Below are 15830 nucleotides of genomic sequence, written 5' to 3' on the forward strand. Positions count from 1 at the left end.
ATGAAAGTTGCCTTCAGCTGGATGACCGAAAAGCCGGCCCATGACGAGGCCATCGCGGCCTTTCGCGCCGGCGTGCTGGCCGCCGGCGACCGTGTCACCGGCATGGAAGACTGCGATGTGCTGGTGGTCTATGGCTGGTTCGGCGCCGCCGCGCAGGTGGCGGCCAGTGCCGCGACCACCGGACGCCGTGTCGTCACCATGGACCTGCCGTATTTCGGCCGGCATCTGCGCGGTCTCGATACCTTCGTCAAGGTCAGTGTCGGTTCGCCGCATCCGACCGCCTATTTCCGGCGGCGGCCGATGCCGGCCGACCGTTTCGCCGCGCATCGCCTGGCGGTGCGGCCGTCGCGCATGGCCGGCGACAGTATCGTGGTTGCCGCCTCGGGTCCGAAATCCGGCCTGCGCGATGGCGTGCCGTTCCAGTCCTGGGAAAAAACCGTACTGCAGCGGCTGCTGGGCATCACCCGCCGGCCGCTGGTCTATCGACCGAAACCCTATCGCAAGGTCGGCGCGCCGCCGGCGATTCAGGGCATCCGCATGAATACCGCCGATCCGATCGCCATGCTGCTCACTACCGCCCATGCGGTGGTCACGCGGCAGAGCAATGTGGCGGTGGACGCCCTGCTGCTCGGCGTGCCGGTCTTTGCCGAAACCGGGGTTGCCAGCCTGCTGAACGGCTGCGCGGCACTGGACGATATCGAGCGGATCGCCCTGCCGCCGGCCGAGGACCGCGCGCAGTTCATGGCCGACCTGGCCTGGTGCCAGTGGTCGCTGCGCGAACTGGCGCTGGGCGCCTGCTGGCGCCATCTGAGATCGGAAGGCCTGGTATGAATGCGCATTCGATCACCGGAGACGAAGCGATCGCCTGCCGCGACGGCATCGATCTGACGGCCTGGTTCAATCCGGCCGTGCAGATCGTCTGTGACGCGGTCACCATCGGGCCCTTCGTCTGCATCGGGCTGATGCCGCAGGCCTCGCCGGCGCTGGCCCGCCAGCCGGCGGTCAAATCCGCCCGGGTGCAGATCGGCGCCGGCACCGTGATCATGGCCGGCGCGCGCATCTATGCCGATGTGCATATCGGCGAGAACTGCCTGATCGGCGACGGCGCGGTGATCCGCGAGGGCAGCCGCATCGGCGACCGCTGCGCGATCGGCGGCGGCAGCCGCATCGGCTATGACTGCGAAATCGGCCATGATGTGCGGATCAACGATGCCTGCGTGGTGATCGGGTGCACGGTCATCTTCCCCGGCGCCTTCCTCGGTCCCGGCGTGGTGATGGCGAACCAACGCCAGCTCGATCCGGCCCGTTACGATTTCGATCCGGCCACCGTCGCGGGGCCGCGCATCGGCGCCGGCGCCCGCATCGGCGCCGGCGCGGTGCTGACGCCGGGCATCACCATCGGCGCCCGTGGGGTTGTTGCTGCCGGCGCCCTGGTGGTCAGCGATGTGCCGGCCGGCAGGATGGCACTGTCGAAGGCGGCGGTGGCGGTGTGGCAATGAGCAGGATCACCGTCGCCAGCTTCTACGCGCCGCGTCCGGATCAGTTTCCGGATGCCGTCGACTATCTGCCGCTGCTGCGCCTGTTGCAGAAAAGCTGCGACCGCGCCGGTCATCGCCATGTCGTGATCAGCGACCGCCAGCAGGGCGATCTTGAAACCTATGTCACCGACCTGCCGGTCAACCTGATGCAGGCCTTCTGCCGCGGCCAGGCGCAGTTCCTGCTGGATCGCGCGCGCCACGCCGACGGCCGCGTCGTGCTGGTCGGCGCCGACTGCCTGGTGACCCGCGACCTCACGCCGGTATTCGATGGCAGTTTCGACCTGCTGGTCACCAGCCGGCGGCCCAGCCATCGCTGGCCGATCAACAACGGCGCGGTTTTCATCCCCGATCATGCGCTGGCCGGCGTCGCGGCGCTGTATGCCGATATCGCCGCCGCCTGCGGCCCGGTCTGGGGCGATGACATGATTGCACTCAGCCAGGCGCTGGCGCCGATTCCGGCCGAGCATGGCGTGCAGTGGCGCTGCAGCATGCGGGTGAAGTTCGCACCGATGCGGCAGTTCAACGACACGCCGGCCACCAGCATCGATCCGTCGCCGGCCTGCGTGGTGCATTTCAAAGGCCCGCGCAAGCATCTGATGGCGCCTTGGGCGCAGCGGTATCTCGGGATTGGCGAGGGCTGATATGGCACTGGTGCTGGTGACGCCGCCGACCACCGAGCCGCTGACCCTGGCCCAGGCGCGCCTGCACCTGAAGCTGGATGCCAGCGGCTCGCCCGCCAGCCATCCCGACGATGCGCTGGTGCAGGGCCTGATCACCGCGATGCGCCAGCATCTGGACGGCGAAGCCGGCATCCTCGGCCGTGCCCTGGTGACCCAGTCCTGGGAACTGTGGCTTGACGGTTTTCCCTGCGGCGCTGATGGCACCGGCGGTGAAATCCGCCTGCCGCTGCCGCCGCTGCAGAGCGTCGACAGCGTCAGTTATACCGACAGCGCCGGGGTGCCGCAGACCCTGACCGAAGGCAGCGATTTCATCCTGCGCAAGGGCATGCGGGGCCGGCTGGCGCCGGCCTATGGCCGCAGCTGGCCGGCGGCGCGGCGCAGCCCGGACAGCGTCTGCATCGCCTTCACCTGCGGTTATGACGCGGCGAATGATGCGATCGGCGATGTGCCCAAGCCGCTGACCCAGGCGATGCTGCTGCATCTGGGGCACCTCTACCAGAACCGCGAAGCGGTCAATGTCGGCAATATCGTGACCGAACTGCCGCTGGCGGTGGCGACGCTGCTGGCGCCCTACCGTGTCGATCTCTTTGGCTGACGCTGCGCGCGTGGCCGCCGCACCACCCCATGCGCGCAGCGATAGGGACCTCTCATGAAGATCGGCCAGCTTGACCGTCGCCTGACCATCCTGCGTCCGGTGAAGACGCGCGACTTCGCCAACCAGGAAATCGTCACCTATGTCGAACTGGCCGAGGTCTGGGCCGAACGGCTGGACCTGCTGGGCCGCGAGGTTTTCGCCGCGCAGCAGGTGAACAGCGAAGCGACCGCCAAGTTTCATATCCGCTGGCGCAGCGATGTGACCGAACAGCACCGCCTGGTCTGCGAGGGCGTCGAGTATGACATCGCCGGACGGCCGGCCGAGATCGGCCGCCGCGAATGGCTGCAGATCCTGGCCCGGGTGGTCGTGGTCAGGAATACCGCTGCTTAAGGGGCTGCTTTCGCCATGATGCAGGTCAAGACCAGCCTTCAGGGTTTCGAAGACCTGATCGCGCTGGCGCGCGAACTGCCCGATGCGATGGAATCCCGCGTCTACGACACCGCCGTGCGGTCGGCGGCGCAGCCGACCCTGAAAGCGGCGCGCGCCAATGCCCCGCGCGGCGAACAGGCTTCGGCTGCGAGCCGGAAATACGGCCGGCTGTCGCGCAACCTGCGCCTGCGCCGCTGGCGCCGTCTGCGCCGCGGCCTGGTCGGCTACACGGTCAGCACCGGCCGCGCCTTCTGGGGCTGGTTCCTGGAATACGGCACCAGCCGCATGCGCGCCCATCCCTGGTTCCGGCCGGCCTTCGACCAGACCGCACCGGAAGCCTTCGATGTCATGCGCAGTGGCCTGCTGAAGGGGCTGGAACGCGAGGTGACCCGGCTGGCCGGCAAATACGGCAGCGTCCGCCGTGCGCTGCTCCGGAGCCGCTGACCATGCTGGCGCTGGCGATCCTGAAACTGCTGGCGGCGGATGCGGGCGTGCAGGCGCTGGCGGGCACACGGGTCTATCCCGGTCTGGCCGGCCAGGATGTCGCCGGGCCTTACATCGTGGTGCTTGGCGTCGACAAGCCCGATATCGCCCGCGACCTGGATGGCGAAAGCGGCCTGCTGCAGCCGCGCGTGCAGATCGATGTCTATGCCCGGACCTATCTGCTGGCCCAGCAGGCGGCGCGCGCCGTGCATGCCGCGATCAGCGATTACCACGGCGCGGTGGCGGTCAGCGCCGACAGTCCGGCGCTGCTCTGCATCGTGAAGGCGGTGGCCCGCATCGGCAGCACCGACCTGGTGGAATCCGATATCGATCCGATGCTGCACCGTGTGCTGCTGGAATATCTCGTCACCGGCACCGAACCCGACTAACCCGAAAAACAGAAAGGACTATCATCATGGCCGCTGCGAATGGCGCTATCGAAACCCAGGGCTCCAAGCTCTATATCGGCGTGGGCTCGCCCACGGCCTGGGTGCAGGTCAAGGGCATGCAGAGTTTCACCGCCTTTGACGGCGAGGCCTCCGATATCGATGTCACCGATCTGGATTCCACCGCCAAGGAATTCCTGACCGGCCTGCAGGATTTCGGCAACTTCGCCTTCTCGGGCAACTACCTGCCCGAGGACCCGGGCCAGATCCAGATGCGCGCCGCCAAGGCCGACCGCGCCCAGCGCCAGTTCAAGTTCGCGCTGTCGGACGGCAAATACTTCCTGTTCAACGGCGGCGTGAAGAGCAATCCGCTGTCGGGCGGCGTCGATGCCAAGACCGACGGCAATTTCAGCATCAAGATTTCGGGCGAGCCGCTCGGCCCGCTGGATCCGTAAGCCATGCCGAACCGCTACCGCGGCGAAGCGGCAATCCAGTTGGGCGGGCGCAACTGCATCCTGGTCTATGACTGGGATGCGCAGGCCCGCATCAAGGACGAGGTCGGCGACGGCGTGCTGGGCCTGGTGCTGACCGGCATGGACATGCCGAAGCTGGCGGTGCTGGTCAGCATCGGCCTGCGCCGCCATCATCCGGACCTGACGGCCGACAGCATCCGGGCGCTGTCGCCGCCGCTGATGCCGACCCTGAGCGCGGTCAAGGCGGCGCTCGATCTGGCGATCTGGGGTATGGACGGCATGCCGGAGGATGCCCCGGAAAACCCTCCGGGGCGGATGGCGACACTCTACAGACGGCTTTCGAGGTGGCTGCGGCTGCCGGGATCGCGCCATCCGAATTCTGGTCCCTGACGCCGCACCAGACCGTGCGGCTGGCCGGCGGCGTCCACAGCCAGCGCGTCAGCCTGGCCTGGAACCTGGCGGCCCTGACCCGCGCCAAGAAACTGCCGGCGCTGGACAGCCTGCTGCCCAGGCCGGTGCGGAAACCGGCGGGCATGACCGAGGCCGAACTTGCGGCCTGGTTCAAGTCCAAACAGACGAAGCATTGACGGGAAAGGCGGCGCCGCATGACCAAAGCCGGTGTGGTGTCCGCCGATTTCGTCGCCAATACCGGGCAGTTCGATTCCGGCCTGGCACGGGTGCGCCAGAATCTGGCCAGCACCAGCGTGCAGATGAACCGTTCGCTGGCCAATATCGAAAAAGGCTTCCGCAGCGTCGCCTCGGCGGCGTCGGTCTTCACCGGCGGCCTCGGCGTGGTCGGCCTGGCCGCCTTTGCCAAACGCTCGCTGGATGCCGTTGGCGGCCTGAGCGAACTGGCCGAGCAGCTGGGCATCAGCACCGATGCGCTGCAGGCCTATCAGTATGCCGCCACCCAGGCCGGTGTCAGCACCCAGGAGCTGGAATCCGGCCTGGCCCGCATCAGCCGCACCATCGGCGATGCCGCCGATGGCAACAAGGCGGCGATCGATGCCTTTGCCAAGCTGGATGTCGGCATCCTGGATGCGGCCGGCAATCTGCGCAGCACCGAAGCGATCCTGCTGGATGTGGCCGATGGCCTGTCGAAGATCGACGATCCGGCGCGCCGCGCCGCGCTGGTGGTCGACCTGTTCGGCAAGTCGGGCCAGCGGCTGCTGCCGCTGCTGACCGGCGGCGCCGATGGTATCCGCAAATTCACCGCCGAGGCGCGCAATGCCGGCGCGGTGATCAACGAGACCATGATCGCCGATGCCGACAAGGCGGCGGACCAGCTGGCGGCGCTGGTCAAGCAGTTCGAAAAACTGTCGCAGCTGGGCGCGGCTTTCGCCGCACCCGGCCTGCTCGACCTGATCACCAAGATCAACCTGCTGTTCGAGCGTTTCCGCCCGGACACGGCGCGCTCGATCGCCAGCATCGATGACGAACTGGGCTCGCTGCTGGTGCGCATCACCGAGCTGCAGTCCAAGATCAAGGAAAACGAAAATCTCGGTCCCTTCGGCAATATCGGCAAGCTGAAGAACGGCCCGCTGCAGAAAGAGCTGGATGAGCTACAGGCGCGCTACCAGGCCCTGCTGGCCCTGGCCGACCGGCTGCGGCAGCCCTCGGCCGCGGCCCCGGGCGCGGCCGGCAGCGCGGGGACGGGCGCAGGCGGCGCCAACCGCAACCCGCAGAGCAAGGAAGAATCCGACGCCATCAAGAGCGTCACCGACCAGCTGCAGAAAAAGGTCGCGGCGCTGAAGGCCGAGGCCGACACGGTCAATGCCTCCGAAGAGGTGAAGGCGCGCGCGCGGGCCACCGAGGAAGCGCTGGCCATGCTGCGCAGCAAGGGCGTGTCGGCGCTGAATGCCGAACAGGTGGCGCTGATCAACAGCCTGGGCGTGCAGACCCGCCGCATCGAGGCGCAGAAAACCGAGACCGAGAACGTCAAGGCCTTCGCCAATGCGCTGGGCGAGCAGGTCGACGCCATGCTGGCGGCCGAGCAGGCCGCGGCGGCGCTGGGCGGCCAGGTCATCAAGGTGACGCAGGCCAATGACGAGGATGTGCGGCTGCTGCGCGAGCAGGCCGAGGCGGCGGCCAAATCCACGGTCGCCTTCGACGATCTGACCGGCAGCTTCTACCTGTTCGACCGCGAGCTGCAGATCGTGATCCGCACCCAGTCGCTGCTGCGCGAGAATCTGGCGCTGACCGCCGAGCAGGCGCGCCAGCTGGCCACCGATTACGTGGATGCGCAGCAGGAGATCAAACGCAGCACCGATGGCGTCAACGAGCAGGTGCGGCGCTCGAATGAAAATGCCCGCGAGCTGACCAACGTGATCGGCAGCAACCTGAAGCGCGGCTTCCGCGAAGGCGCCACCGGCGCCGATATCCTGCGCAATGCCGTGCTGGACCTGACCGATGCCATTTTCGACATGCTGGTGCTGCAGCCGGCGCTGCTGCAGCTGCAGAAGACCATGGCCAGCGTGTTCTCCACCGCCGGCAGTGGTGGCGGGGGAGGCGGCGGCGGTCTCGGCGGTTTCTTCTCCAGCCTGTTCGGCGGTGGCGGCGGCCCGGGTGGCGACTATTCGTCCGCCATGGCGGCGGATTACGTCATGGCGCTCGGCGGCTACGCCACCGGCACCAGCAGCGCAGCGGCCGGCTGGGCCAAGGTGGGCGAGCGCGGTACGGAATTCGTCAACTTCCGTGGCGGCGAGCAGGTGCTGCGCAGCGACCAGGTCGGCAGCCTTGGCGGTGGCCCGACCGTCTATATCGATGCGCGCGGTGCCGACAGCGATGGCATGCGACGGCTGGAGCAGACGGTGCGCGACATGAACGGCAGCATCGAGAAACGTGCGGTGAATGCCTCGCGTTCCGACTGGCAGCGCAACCGTTCGGCCTGGAAATGACCATCACCTATCCCCTGACCATGCCGGCCGCGCCGACCTTCAGCAGCCTGAAGGTGCGTGCCGCCGAGGCGATCGGCATCAACCGCTCGCCCTTCACCTTCCAGCAGCAGGTGCAGCGCCACCAGGGCCAGCTCTGGGCCTTCGACTGCATGCTGCCGCCGATGACCGAGGAACAGGCCGACGCCTGGATCGCCTTCCGGCTGAGCCTGAAAGGCAGTTTCGGCACCTTCCTGTTCGGCGACGTTTCCAAGCGCCTGCCGCGCGGCAGCGGTGCCGGCAATCCGGTCGCCGCCAGCAGCGGCAGCCCGAGCCGCAACCTGGTGCGCGATGAGGTTCTGTACACCGCGGGCTGGACACCGCTGGCCGCCAATGTGCTGCGCCCGCGCGACTACCTGATGCTTGGCGCCGGCAGCACGGCGACCCTGCATGTGAACCTGACCGCCGTGAATGCCGATGCCGGCGGCTATGCCGCGCTGGATATCTGGCCGCGCCTGCGGCGCAACATCGCTCATGGCGAGGCGGTGACCCTGGTCAATCCGCAGGGCGTGTTCCGCATGATGCCCGGTGAAATGGACTGGGATGTCGGCGAGGCGAAAATCTACGGGCTCGGTTTCAGCATCTTCGAAGCCCTCGGCAACGAGTGAGCCCAGATCATGAGTGAGCTTGAATCATGAGCCGCGATACCGACCTGCCGCTGTCCGATGCCGTGCTGGAACCGGTGCTGCTGGCCGAGATCGGCACGGCCGATCCCGACAACCCGGTGCGCTGCTGGAACGGCATCGGCAACCTGGAATGGGATGGCAAGACCTTCCTGGGCACCGGCATTTTCGGCAAGATTTCGGCGATCGAGGAAACCGCCGAACTGAAAGCCGGCGGCGTCACCTTCGAACTGGCCGGCATCCCGTCCGACCTGCTGGCGATCAGCCTTGCCTCCATGCGCTGGGGCCGCACCGCGCGGGTCTGGCTCGGGGTGCTGCAGGGCAACCGCTTCGACGGCACGCCCAAGCAGATATTCGGCGGCCTGACCGATGTGCCCGAGATCGTGGATGACGGCGCCACCGTCACCATCCGCATCACCGCCGAGAACCGCCTGATCGACCTGGAGCGCCCGCGCGAGCGGCGCTACACCAGCGAGGATCAGAAAATCGCCGATGCCGATGATCTCGGCTTTGAATTCGTGCCGGGCCTGCAGGACTGGAACGGCGTCTGGGGCAAGGCATGACAAATCCCGCCACGAACAGCCGGCGTTCCAGCCTGCCGCGCTGGCTGCGCAGCGGGGCTATGCCGGCGCCGCCTTTTGCGCCGGCTGCCGGTTCGGCCGATCCGCTGCAGGATTTCCTCGCCTGGTTCGGCGTCCATGGCGCCGCCATGCCGATGGCGCCGGCCGATGGCCTTGTCTGGGCCGGCAATCTGCCCGGCCTGGCGCTGTACCGGCATGGCGCCTTCCAGGTGCAGCTGTTTATCTTTCCGCCGCACAGCACGGTGCCGCCACATCGTCATCCGCATGTCGACACGATCGAGATGCATGTGGCGGGAGACTACGATTTCCGCGTCAACGGCGTCAGCGCCATCCCGCTCGATCACCTGCAGGACCGCCGGCCCGATGGCCTGTCGCGCTGGTGGGGGCGGGGTGTGCGGGTGGGGCCGCAGGACTGGCATGACCTGACGGTGTTTGCCAGTGGCGCCGCCTTCCTGTCGGTGCAGCATTGGCTGTCCGGCCGGCCATCCACGGTTGGGCTGGACTGGGTCGGCGCGCCGGCCAATGCCGGCCATGCCACCGCATTGCAGGCCCAGGATGCAGGATCACGGGCCGCCGGGTCGGACATCGACCTGCCGGGCATCGACCTGTCTGGCGGGAGAGACTGATGGCCGCGATCGCAAGGCTGAGCGACTGGCCGCAACGACTGGCCTTGTATCTGACCGCCGCCGAACAGCAGCCCTTTGCCTGGGGGCATCACGACTGCGTGCTGTTCGCGCTCGGCGCGGCCGAGGCCGTCACCGGCGGCGATTTCACGACCGGCCTGCGCGGCCATTACAGCAGCGGCCCCGGCGCGCTGCGCCGCATGCGCAGTCTCTTCGGCGTCACCACGATGGATGCGGCGGCGGAGGCCTTTCGCAGCCAGTGGGGCGGCGTCGAGATTCCGCGGCTGCTGGCGCAGCGCGGCGACCTGGTGCTGGCCGATGTGCCCGATCCGGCGCTGGGCGTGACCGCCCCCGATGGCCGCACGGCGATATTCCTGCAGGATCGCGGCCTGGTGCGCGTGACCCTGCGCAGCTGCCGCCGCGCCTGGCGGGTGGGCTGACGATGCCGCCGGCCATAGCCGCCGTCGCCGTCGCCGCCGCCAGCTATGCAGCCGGCTATATCTCGCTGGCCGCCTTCATCACCTCGGTGGTCACCACGGTGATCAGCACCGCCGTGACCGCGGCGACGGCGAAGAAACCGAAAAGCCAGGATGCCGGTGGGTTCGCCGCCGCCGTGCAGGACCGCACGCTGTCGGTGCGCCAGGCCATCATGGTGCGCAGCCGCGCCTACGGGCAGACGCGGCTGTCGGGCGGCCAGACCTTCCTGCATACCAGCGGCAGCAGCCGCGAATATCTGCATATGGTGGTGACGGTGCTGGGGCATCCGTGCCGCGGTGTGCGGGCCCTGCTGCTGGATGATGAAGTCGTTCCCCTGGATGATGACGGCAACGCCACCGGCAAATATGCCGGCTATGTGTCCTGCTGGTTCGGCCTGGGCACGCCGGCGACGGACGCCACCTGGAAGGCCAAGCTGATCGAGCATTGCCCGGACAAGTGGACCGAGCGGCACCGGCAGACCGGCTGCACCAAGTTGTATTTGCGGCTGAAATACAGCAGCGACAAGTTCCCCGGCTCGCTGCCGAATGCCTCGGTGATCCTCGATACCGCCTATGGCATCCGCGATCCGCGCGTCGCCGCCTCGCCGGACTTCACCGGCTTCACCGACAATCCGCCGCTGTGCATCGCCGATTATATCCGCACCCCGGCGGTGGATGGCGGCCTGGGCGCCACCAGTTTCGAAATCTACGACGACGCGCTGATCGCTGCCGCCAATGCCTGCGACGAAATGGTGGCGCGCAAGCCGGTGAGCGTCGACTTCACCGCGACAGCAGCGGACGGCGTGCTGACCGTGGCCAGCCGCGATGCCGCCCTGCGTCTTGGCACCCGCCTGCGCGTGGCGCCGGCCGGCTCGCCGCCCGGTGTACTGCCGGGCGGCCTGACCGCCGGCACCGACTATTTCTGGATGCCGCTGGATTACTTGCGCGGCCGCCTGGCGCTGAGCCTGGCGGATGCCCGCGCCGGCACCGCGATCGCGCTGTCGGCCGACAGCAGCGGCATCGTGGCGCTAACCGTCAATGCCGAGCCGCGCTACACCCTGAACGGCAGTTTCCGCACCAGCGACAAGCCGCGCGAGATACTGGAGGACATGCTGTCGGCCATGGCCGGCGGCCTGGTCTGGAGCGGCGGCCAGTGGCACCTCTATGCCGGTGTCTGGCGCATGGCAACCGTCAGTTTCGACGAAGGCGACTGCGACGGCGGCATCACCGTACAGACGCGCCGTTCGCGCCGCGACCTGGCCAACGGCATCAAGGGCATCTTTTCCAATCCCGACGACAATTTCCAGGCCACCGACTATCCGGCCTATATCAGCGCCGCCTATGTGGCCGAGGATAACGGCGAGGATATCTGGCTCGATTACGAACTGCCCTGGACCAACTCGCCATCGATGGCGCAGCGCTGCGCCCGCATCGCCCTGGAGCGCCTGCGCCGTCAGGTGACCACGCGCTGGCCGCTGAGTCTGCGCGGCCTGCTGGCCCAGGCGATGGATACGGTAGCGCTGAGCAACCGGCTGTGGGGCTGGACGGGAAAAACCTTCGAGGCGACGACGCTGGGTTTCGTCTCGCGCGACGGCCGCGGCGAGGGCGAGGACCAGCGCCTGGGCGTCGACCTGTCGCTGACCGAGATCGACGCCAGCGTCTTTGCCTGGGATGAAACCGTCGACGAGGCGACGCTGACGCCGGCGCCGGCCACCGACCTGCCCGATCCCTTCACGGTGGCGCCGCCGACCGCCCTGGCGCTGCAGAGCGGCACCGACCAGCTGTTCATCCGCGCCGATGGCACGGTGTTTTCGCGCATCCGCGCCACATGGACCGCACCGGCCGATGTGTTCGTCACCTCGGGCGGCCGGATCGAGCTGCAGTATCGCCGGCTGGGCGACAGCCCGCAGCAGGACTTCCAGCCGTCGCAGTTTGTCGGCGGCGATGTGACCGAGCTGTTCCTGCTGGATGTGCAGGATGGCGCGCAGTATGCCGTGCGCCTGCGCAGCGTGAATGCGGCCGGCGTCAAGTCCGACTGGGTGCCGGCCGAGGCCGGCGCCAGCCATACGGTGATCGGCAAGACGGCGCTGCCGGCCGATGTCACCGGATTCTCGGCGCAGCAGAATGACAACGTGGTCACCGAGCGCTGGAACCAGGTGCCCGACCTCGATCTGAACGGCTACGAAATCCGCTACATGGCGGCGCCGTTCGTCTGGGAAAACGCCACGGTGGTGACCTCCACCACGCGCGGCACCCTGGTGACCAACTCGGCGATTCCACCGGGCAGCTGGGTGGTCGGCATCAAGGCGCGCGATACCAGCGGCAACTATTCAGCCAATGCCGCAACGTACAACCTGACCGTCACCGCCGGCGGCAATGTCACCATCGCCGATACCGACGAGGCGCCGCGCTGGCGCGGCACGCTGACCGATCTGGTGCTGCATGGCCCGACGCGCCGGCTGGTGCCGGAATCGACCGGCGACAATGCGGCGCTGGGCTGGCGGGTGTTCGACGAATTCGTGCCCGATCCGGTCAGCGATGCCTATTACCAGGCGCGCGCGCTGGATTTCGGTTTCGATGCGCAGGATGTTCGGGTGTTCGCCGATATCCAGGCGGCGCTGGGCCCCGGCGCCGCCGGCAGCGCCGCGGCGCAGCTGGAGATCGATTACCGCACGGCGGCCGGCAGCTATGACGGTTTCGAGCCCTGGACGGTGGGACCGATCGACGGGCGCTATGCCCTGACCCGCGTGCATCTGTCGCCGCAGAGCGGCGCGGCCTATCTCGGCGGCTTCCAGCCGGTCTTCGACATCGCGCCGCGCAGCCTCAATCTCGGCATCCTGACCATCGCGCCGGGCGGCACGGCGGTGACCTTCGATCCGCCCTTCTTCACCGTGCCGACGCCGAAGCTGACGCCGGAACTGGGGCCCGGCTCGCCGCCGGCGGCGCGGCTCGCCTACTGGTCGGCCCTGACCAGCACCGGCGCCACCCTGCATGTGCTGTCCAGCGCCGGCGCCAGCGTCGGCGGCCGGCTCGCCACCGAATTCACCGGAGCATAAGCATGACCGTCTCGTCACCGCTGCCTGATTTCACCGTGCAGCCGCCCAGCGCATACAAGGCGGCGCTCGACGGCACGGCGGCGATCCATGATCGCATCGCCGGCGCCTTTGCGCCGCACCAGAACGATGCCGGCAGTCCGGCGGTGCCGAACATGACCGTGCGGGTGGGCGCCGGCGCGCTGAAGATCGCCGGCCTGGTGACCGAGTTCGCCGCGCGCAGCACCGCCATGCTGGTGGCGCCGGTGGCCAATCCGCGCCACGACATCGTCTATGTGAATACCGAGGATGGTAGCCTCGGCGTGCAGGCCGGCGCGGAAGCCGCCAGCCCGGCCGATCCGGCCTTGGCGGAAGGCCTGCTGCCGGTGGCGCGTGTGCGCCTGACCGTGGGCATGACGGCGATCGACGATACCGACCTGGACGATATCCGGCTCGGCGGCGGCGCCGTCGGCGTCTTCACCGGCGCCACCACCGGCAGCCCCAGCACGCCGGGCAAGCGCGGCCTGGTGCCGGCGCCGGGCTCGGGCGACTACTACGCCCTGCTGACCGGCGGCGGGCCGTTCCGGCAACTGACGGCGCTGCTGGATGCGGTCTTCGGCAATACCCGCGGCGCCATCCTGACCCGCAAGGCGGCGGGCTGGCAGATGCTGGTGCCGGGCACGGCGGGCTTTGTGCTGCAGTCGGCCGGCGCCGGCGCCGATCTGCTGTATGCGCAGGTGGCAGCGGGCGTGACCCTGATCCAGGCGCAGAGTTTCAGCGCCGTGTCGGCGGTGGATTTCACCACGGGGCTGGACGCGACCTATGACGAATACGAACTCTATGTCTCGGCCGATCTGTCAGTCGATGCCACCATGTATCTGCGCGGCTCGACCGACGGCGGCTCGAACTTCCTCGCCGGCACGAATTACCGCTGGGGCGGCTATGCCTCGACCAGCAACATCGATGGTCCGATTGGACCGGTGGGCGGTAGCGGGGTGGCGCAAATAGAACTGAGTGGCCAGCCTATCGACGGCGACACCTCGACCGCCAGCAGTTTCTATTCGCGCATCGGCATCATGCGGCCGGCCAGCGGCACCTACCGCAAGCAGGTCATCTATGCGAGTAGCCATCCGGCCAGCGGCGATGCCAGTAATGCTTTTTTCCATGCTACCGGCGCGATCCTGACCGCAAGCGCGGTCAACGCGCTGCGCCTGCTGCCGAGCAGCGGCACCATCACCGGCGTGGCGGCCCTCTATGGCCGCAAGAAATAGGAGCGCGCCATGAAGATCATGCGCAACGGCGAAGAGATCGAACTGTCGCCGGAACAGGAAGCCGCTTTCGAGGCGGCGCGCGCGCAGCCGCTTTCGGCGCTGGTGACGGCCCGCATCGCCATGGTCGATGCCGAGCGCGACCGGCTGCTGCGGGCGGGAAAACTGTTCGGCGGCCTGCATATCGCGCTGCTCGATCGCCGCAACGGCGATGGTCCGCGCGCCGATCTGGGCGGCATGGCCACCACGGCGATCGGCGTGGCGCTGGGCCTGCCGGGCCTGACCTGGCCGGAGGATTACCAGACCGGCTGGATCACGGTCGAGAATGACCGCGTGCCGCTGCCGACGCCGGCCGATGGCCTGGCGCTGGCGCAGGCCTGCGGCAGCTGGTTCGCCGCCGTGGTGCAGTGCGCCCGCGACAAGAAGGACCTCTGCCTGGCGGCGGCAGCCGCCGCAGACCTGGACGCCATCGCCATCGAGTCCGGCTGGCCCGAAAACAGCGATCCGACGATCTGACCTGATCCGACACCTTGGGGGAGGATGCGACATGAAGCGGACAGCCTTGGCCGCGGCAGCGGCGATTTTTGGTCTTTGCGGGTTTTGCCTGATCGACCTGGCGGCGCCGGCGCTGGCGCAGCCGACGACGGCGCGGCGGCTCTGCGGCCCGCGCGCCGAGATCGTGCAGATGCTGGAGGACCGCTTCGGCGAACAGCCCTGGGCGGCCGGCGTGGTCGGCGAGACTGCGATCGCCGAACTGCTGGTCAATCCCACATCCGGCAGCTGGAGCCTGATCCGCACCACGCTGCAAGGTTGGAGCTGCATCGAGACCGGCGGCGACGGCTGGGCCGAGCGGACGAAGCCGGCGCCGTCTGCCGCGCCGTCTGTCGCGCCTTCCGGTAAGGGCGCGCTGTAATGGAAAAGGTGATCGCCTCGCTGATCGATGCCGGCAGCACCTTCATCCTGCTGTTCGTGCCGGCCGGCGCCGCCCGGATGCTGTGGCACTGGCACATGGTGCAGGACGGCCGCCGCGAATTCTGGTCCTGGCACCTGGTCTTCGAAGCGCTGACGGCGGTGTTCTGCATCTTCGTCGGCGCCGGCGCCGCCGAGTTTGTCGAGACCGGCCCGAAGATGCAGCTGGCCATCGTGGGCATGACCGCCTGGTTCGGGCCGAAGGGCATCGAGGCCCTGATCCTGCTGGCCATCCGCAAGAAATCCACCAAGGGCAACGGCCATGTTTAACTTCGGCGCCACCAGCATCGCGCGGCTGAACAGCTGCCATACCGACCTGCAGCGCGTGATGCGCGCCGCCATCGCCGATGCGCCGCATGACTTCGGCATCGCCTGCGGCCATCGCAACGAGGCCGAGCAGAACGAGGCCTTTGCCAAGGGCCTGTCGAAACTGAAATGGCCGCAGGGCGAGCATAACCGGCTGCCGTCGCGCGCCGTCGACATCCTGCCGGTGATCGATGGCCGCAATGCCTGGGGCTGGCTGGCCGATCAGAAGGCGGCGTGCCGGCCGGCGGCCGAGATCGATGCGCGGCTCTACGCGGTGTTCCGCGCGCTGCGCGACCATATCTGGGCCCATGCCGAAAGGCTGGGTGTGGCCTTGCGCTGGGGCGGCGACTGGGATGGCGACGGCAAGGCGCGCCATGACGGCGACCCGGACGAACGCTTTGTGGATCTGCCGCATTTCGAACTGAGGGGGTAAGA

Annotated in this window: 21 protein-coding genes; all 21 read left to right on the plus strand. The window is 68.2% G+C overall.

The window, feature by feature from the left end:
- The 21 genes from AC1ROB_RS11435 to AC1ROB_RS11535 are packed head-to-tail and all read left to right on the plus strand — an operon-like array spanning position 1 to position 15828.
- Positions 1 to 831: a hypothetical protein gene (locus tag AC1ROB_RS11435; protein WP_492971045.1), complete on the plus strand. Its 831-nt coding sequence runs from the start codon at positions 1 to 3 to the stop codon at positions 829 to 831.
- Entirely contained in the window at positions 828 to 1499 is a 672-nt protein-coding gene (locus AC1ROB_RS11440; RefSeq protein ID WP_492971044.1) for a DapH/DapD/GlmU-related protein, read from the plus strand. Before AC1ROB_RS11435 ends, AC1ROB_RS11440 begins: the two co-directional genes overlap by 4 nt.
- Positions 1496 to 2179, plus strand: coding sequence for a hypothetical protein (locus AC1ROB_RS11445; RefSeq protein WP_492971043.1), 684 nt, complete (start codon positions 1496 to 1498; stop codon positions 2177 to 2179). Before AC1ROB_RS11440 ends, AC1ROB_RS11445 begins: the two co-directional genes overlap by 4 nt.
- Before the next feature lies 1 nt (position 2180).
- Positions 2181 to 2813, plus strand: coding sequence for a head-tail connector protein (locus AC1ROB_RS11450; RefSeq protein ID WP_492971042.1), 633 nt, complete (start codon positions 2181 to 2183; stop codon positions 2811 to 2813).
- A gap of 54 nt (positions 2814 to 2867) precedes the next feature.
- A complete protein-coding gene (locus AC1ROB_RS11455; RefSeq protein WP_492971041.1) occupies positions 2868 to 3203 on the plus strand; it encodes a phage head closure protein in 336 nt (111 codons plus the stop codon).
- A 15-nt stretch (positions 3204 to 3218) separates the two neighbouring features.
- Positions 3219 to 3686, plus strand: coding sequence for an HK97-gp10 family putative phage morphogenesis protein (locus AC1ROB_RS11460; RefSeq protein ID WP_492971040.1), 468 nt, complete (start codon positions 3219 to 3221; stop codon positions 3684 to 3686).
- Between the two features lie 2 nt (positions 3687 to 3688).
- Complete coding sequence (gene gp17, locus AC1ROB_RS11465) at positions 3689 to 4114, plus strand: tail completion protein gp17 (protein WP_492971039.1); 426 nt, start codon at positions 3689 to 3691, stop codon at positions 4112 to 4114.
- Between the two features lie 26 nt (positions 4115 to 4140).
- Complete coding sequence (locus tag AC1ROB_RS11470) at positions 4141 to 4566, plus strand: phage tail tube protein (RefSeq protein WP_492971038.1); 426 nt, start codon at positions 4141 to 4143, stop codon at positions 4564 to 4566.
- A gap of 3 nt (positions 4567 to 4569) precedes the next feature.
- Positions 4570 to 4974: a hypothetical protein gene (locus AC1ROB_RS11475; RefSeq protein WP_492971037.1), complete on the plus strand. Its 405-nt coding sequence runs from the start codon at positions 4570 to 4572 to the stop codon at positions 4972 to 4974.
- Positions 4929 to 5171 carry a hypothetical protein gene (locus AC1ROB_RS11480; protein ID WP_492971036.1) on the plus strand — a complete coding sequence of 81 codons (243 nt, stop codon included), beginning with the start codon at positions 4929 to 4931 and terminating at the stop codon, positions 5169 to 5171. Before AC1ROB_RS11475 ends, AC1ROB_RS11480 begins: the two co-directional genes overlap by 46 nt.
- An 18-nt stretch (positions 5172 to 5189) precedes the next feature.
- Positions 5190 to 7481 (plus strand): phage tail tape measure protein, encoded by a 2292-nt coding sequence (locus tag AC1ROB_RS11485; RefSeq protein ID WP_492971035.1) that lies wholly within the window; start codon positions 5190 to 5192, stop codon positions 7479 to 7481.
- On the plus strand, positions 7478 to 8125 hold the full coding sequence (locus AC1ROB_RS11490; protein ID WP_492971034.1) for a hypothetical protein: 648 nt from the start codon (positions 7478 to 7480) through the stop codon (positions 8123 to 8125). Before AC1ROB_RS11485 ends, AC1ROB_RS11490 begins: the two co-directional genes overlap by 4 nt.
- A gap of 26 nt (positions 8126 to 8151) precedes the next feature.
- Positions 8152 to 8703, plus strand: a complete 552-nt coding sequence (locus AC1ROB_RS11495; RefSeq protein WP_492971033.1) for a hypothetical protein — start codon at positions 8152 to 8154, stop codon at positions 8701 to 8703.
- Positions 8700 to 9347 (plus strand): cupin domain-containing protein, encoded by a 648-nt coding sequence (locus AC1ROB_RS11500; protein WP_492971032.1) that lies wholly within the window; start codon positions 8700 to 8702, stop codon positions 9345 to 9347. Before AC1ROB_RS11495 ends, AC1ROB_RS11500 begins: the two co-directional genes overlap by 4 nt.
- Positions 9347 to 9784: a DUF6950 family protein gene (locus tag AC1ROB_RS11505; protein WP_492971031.1), complete on the plus strand. Its 438-nt coding sequence runs from the start codon at positions 9347 to 9349 to the stop codon at positions 9782 to 9784. The genes AC1ROB_RS11500 and AC1ROB_RS11505 overlap by 1 nt, the downstream gene beginning before the upstream one ends.
- A gap of 2 nt (positions 9785 to 9786) precedes the next feature.
- Complete coding sequence (locus AC1ROB_RS11510) at positions 9787 to 12876, plus strand: phage tail protein (protein WP_492971030.1); 3090 nt, start codon at positions 9787 to 9789, stop codon at positions 12874 to 12876.
- A gap of 2 nt (positions 12877 to 12878) precedes the next feature.
- Complete coding sequence (locus AC1ROB_RS11515; RefSeq protein ID WP_492971029.1) at positions 12879 to 14123, plus strand: hypothetical protein; 1245 nt, start codon at positions 12879 to 12881, stop codon at positions 14121 to 14123.
- A gap of 9 nt (positions 14124 to 14132) precedes the next feature.
- Positions 14133 to 14636: a DUF4376 domain-containing protein gene (locus AC1ROB_RS11520; protein ID WP_492971028.1), complete on the plus strand. Its 504-nt coding sequence runs from the start codon at positions 14133 to 14135 to the stop codon at positions 14634 to 14636.
- Between the two features lie 31 nt (positions 14637 to 14667).
- Positions 14668 to 15033 (plus strand): hypothetical protein, encoded by a 366-nt coding sequence (locus tag AC1ROB_RS11525; RefSeq protein WP_492971027.1) that lies wholly within the window; start codon positions 14668 to 14670, stop codon positions 15031 to 15033.
- Complete coding sequence (locus AC1ROB_RS11530; protein WP_492971026.1) at positions 15033 to 15359, plus strand: phage holin family protein; 327 nt, start codon at positions 15033 to 15035, stop codon at positions 15357 to 15359. The genes AC1ROB_RS11525 and AC1ROB_RS11530 overlap by 1 nt, the downstream gene beginning before the upstream one ends.
- Complete coding sequence (locus tag AC1ROB_RS11535) at positions 15352 to 15828, plus strand: M15 family metallopeptidase domain-containing protein (RefSeq protein ID WP_492971025.1); 477 nt, start codon at positions 15352 to 15354, stop codon at positions 15826 to 15828. The genes AC1ROB_RS11530 and AC1ROB_RS11535 overlap by 8 nt, the downstream gene beginning before the upstream one ends.
- Positions 15829 to 15830: the final 2 nt, after the last annotated feature.

The sequence above is a fragment of the Ferrovibrio sp. GW821-FHT12F09 genome (assembly GCF_058806775.1).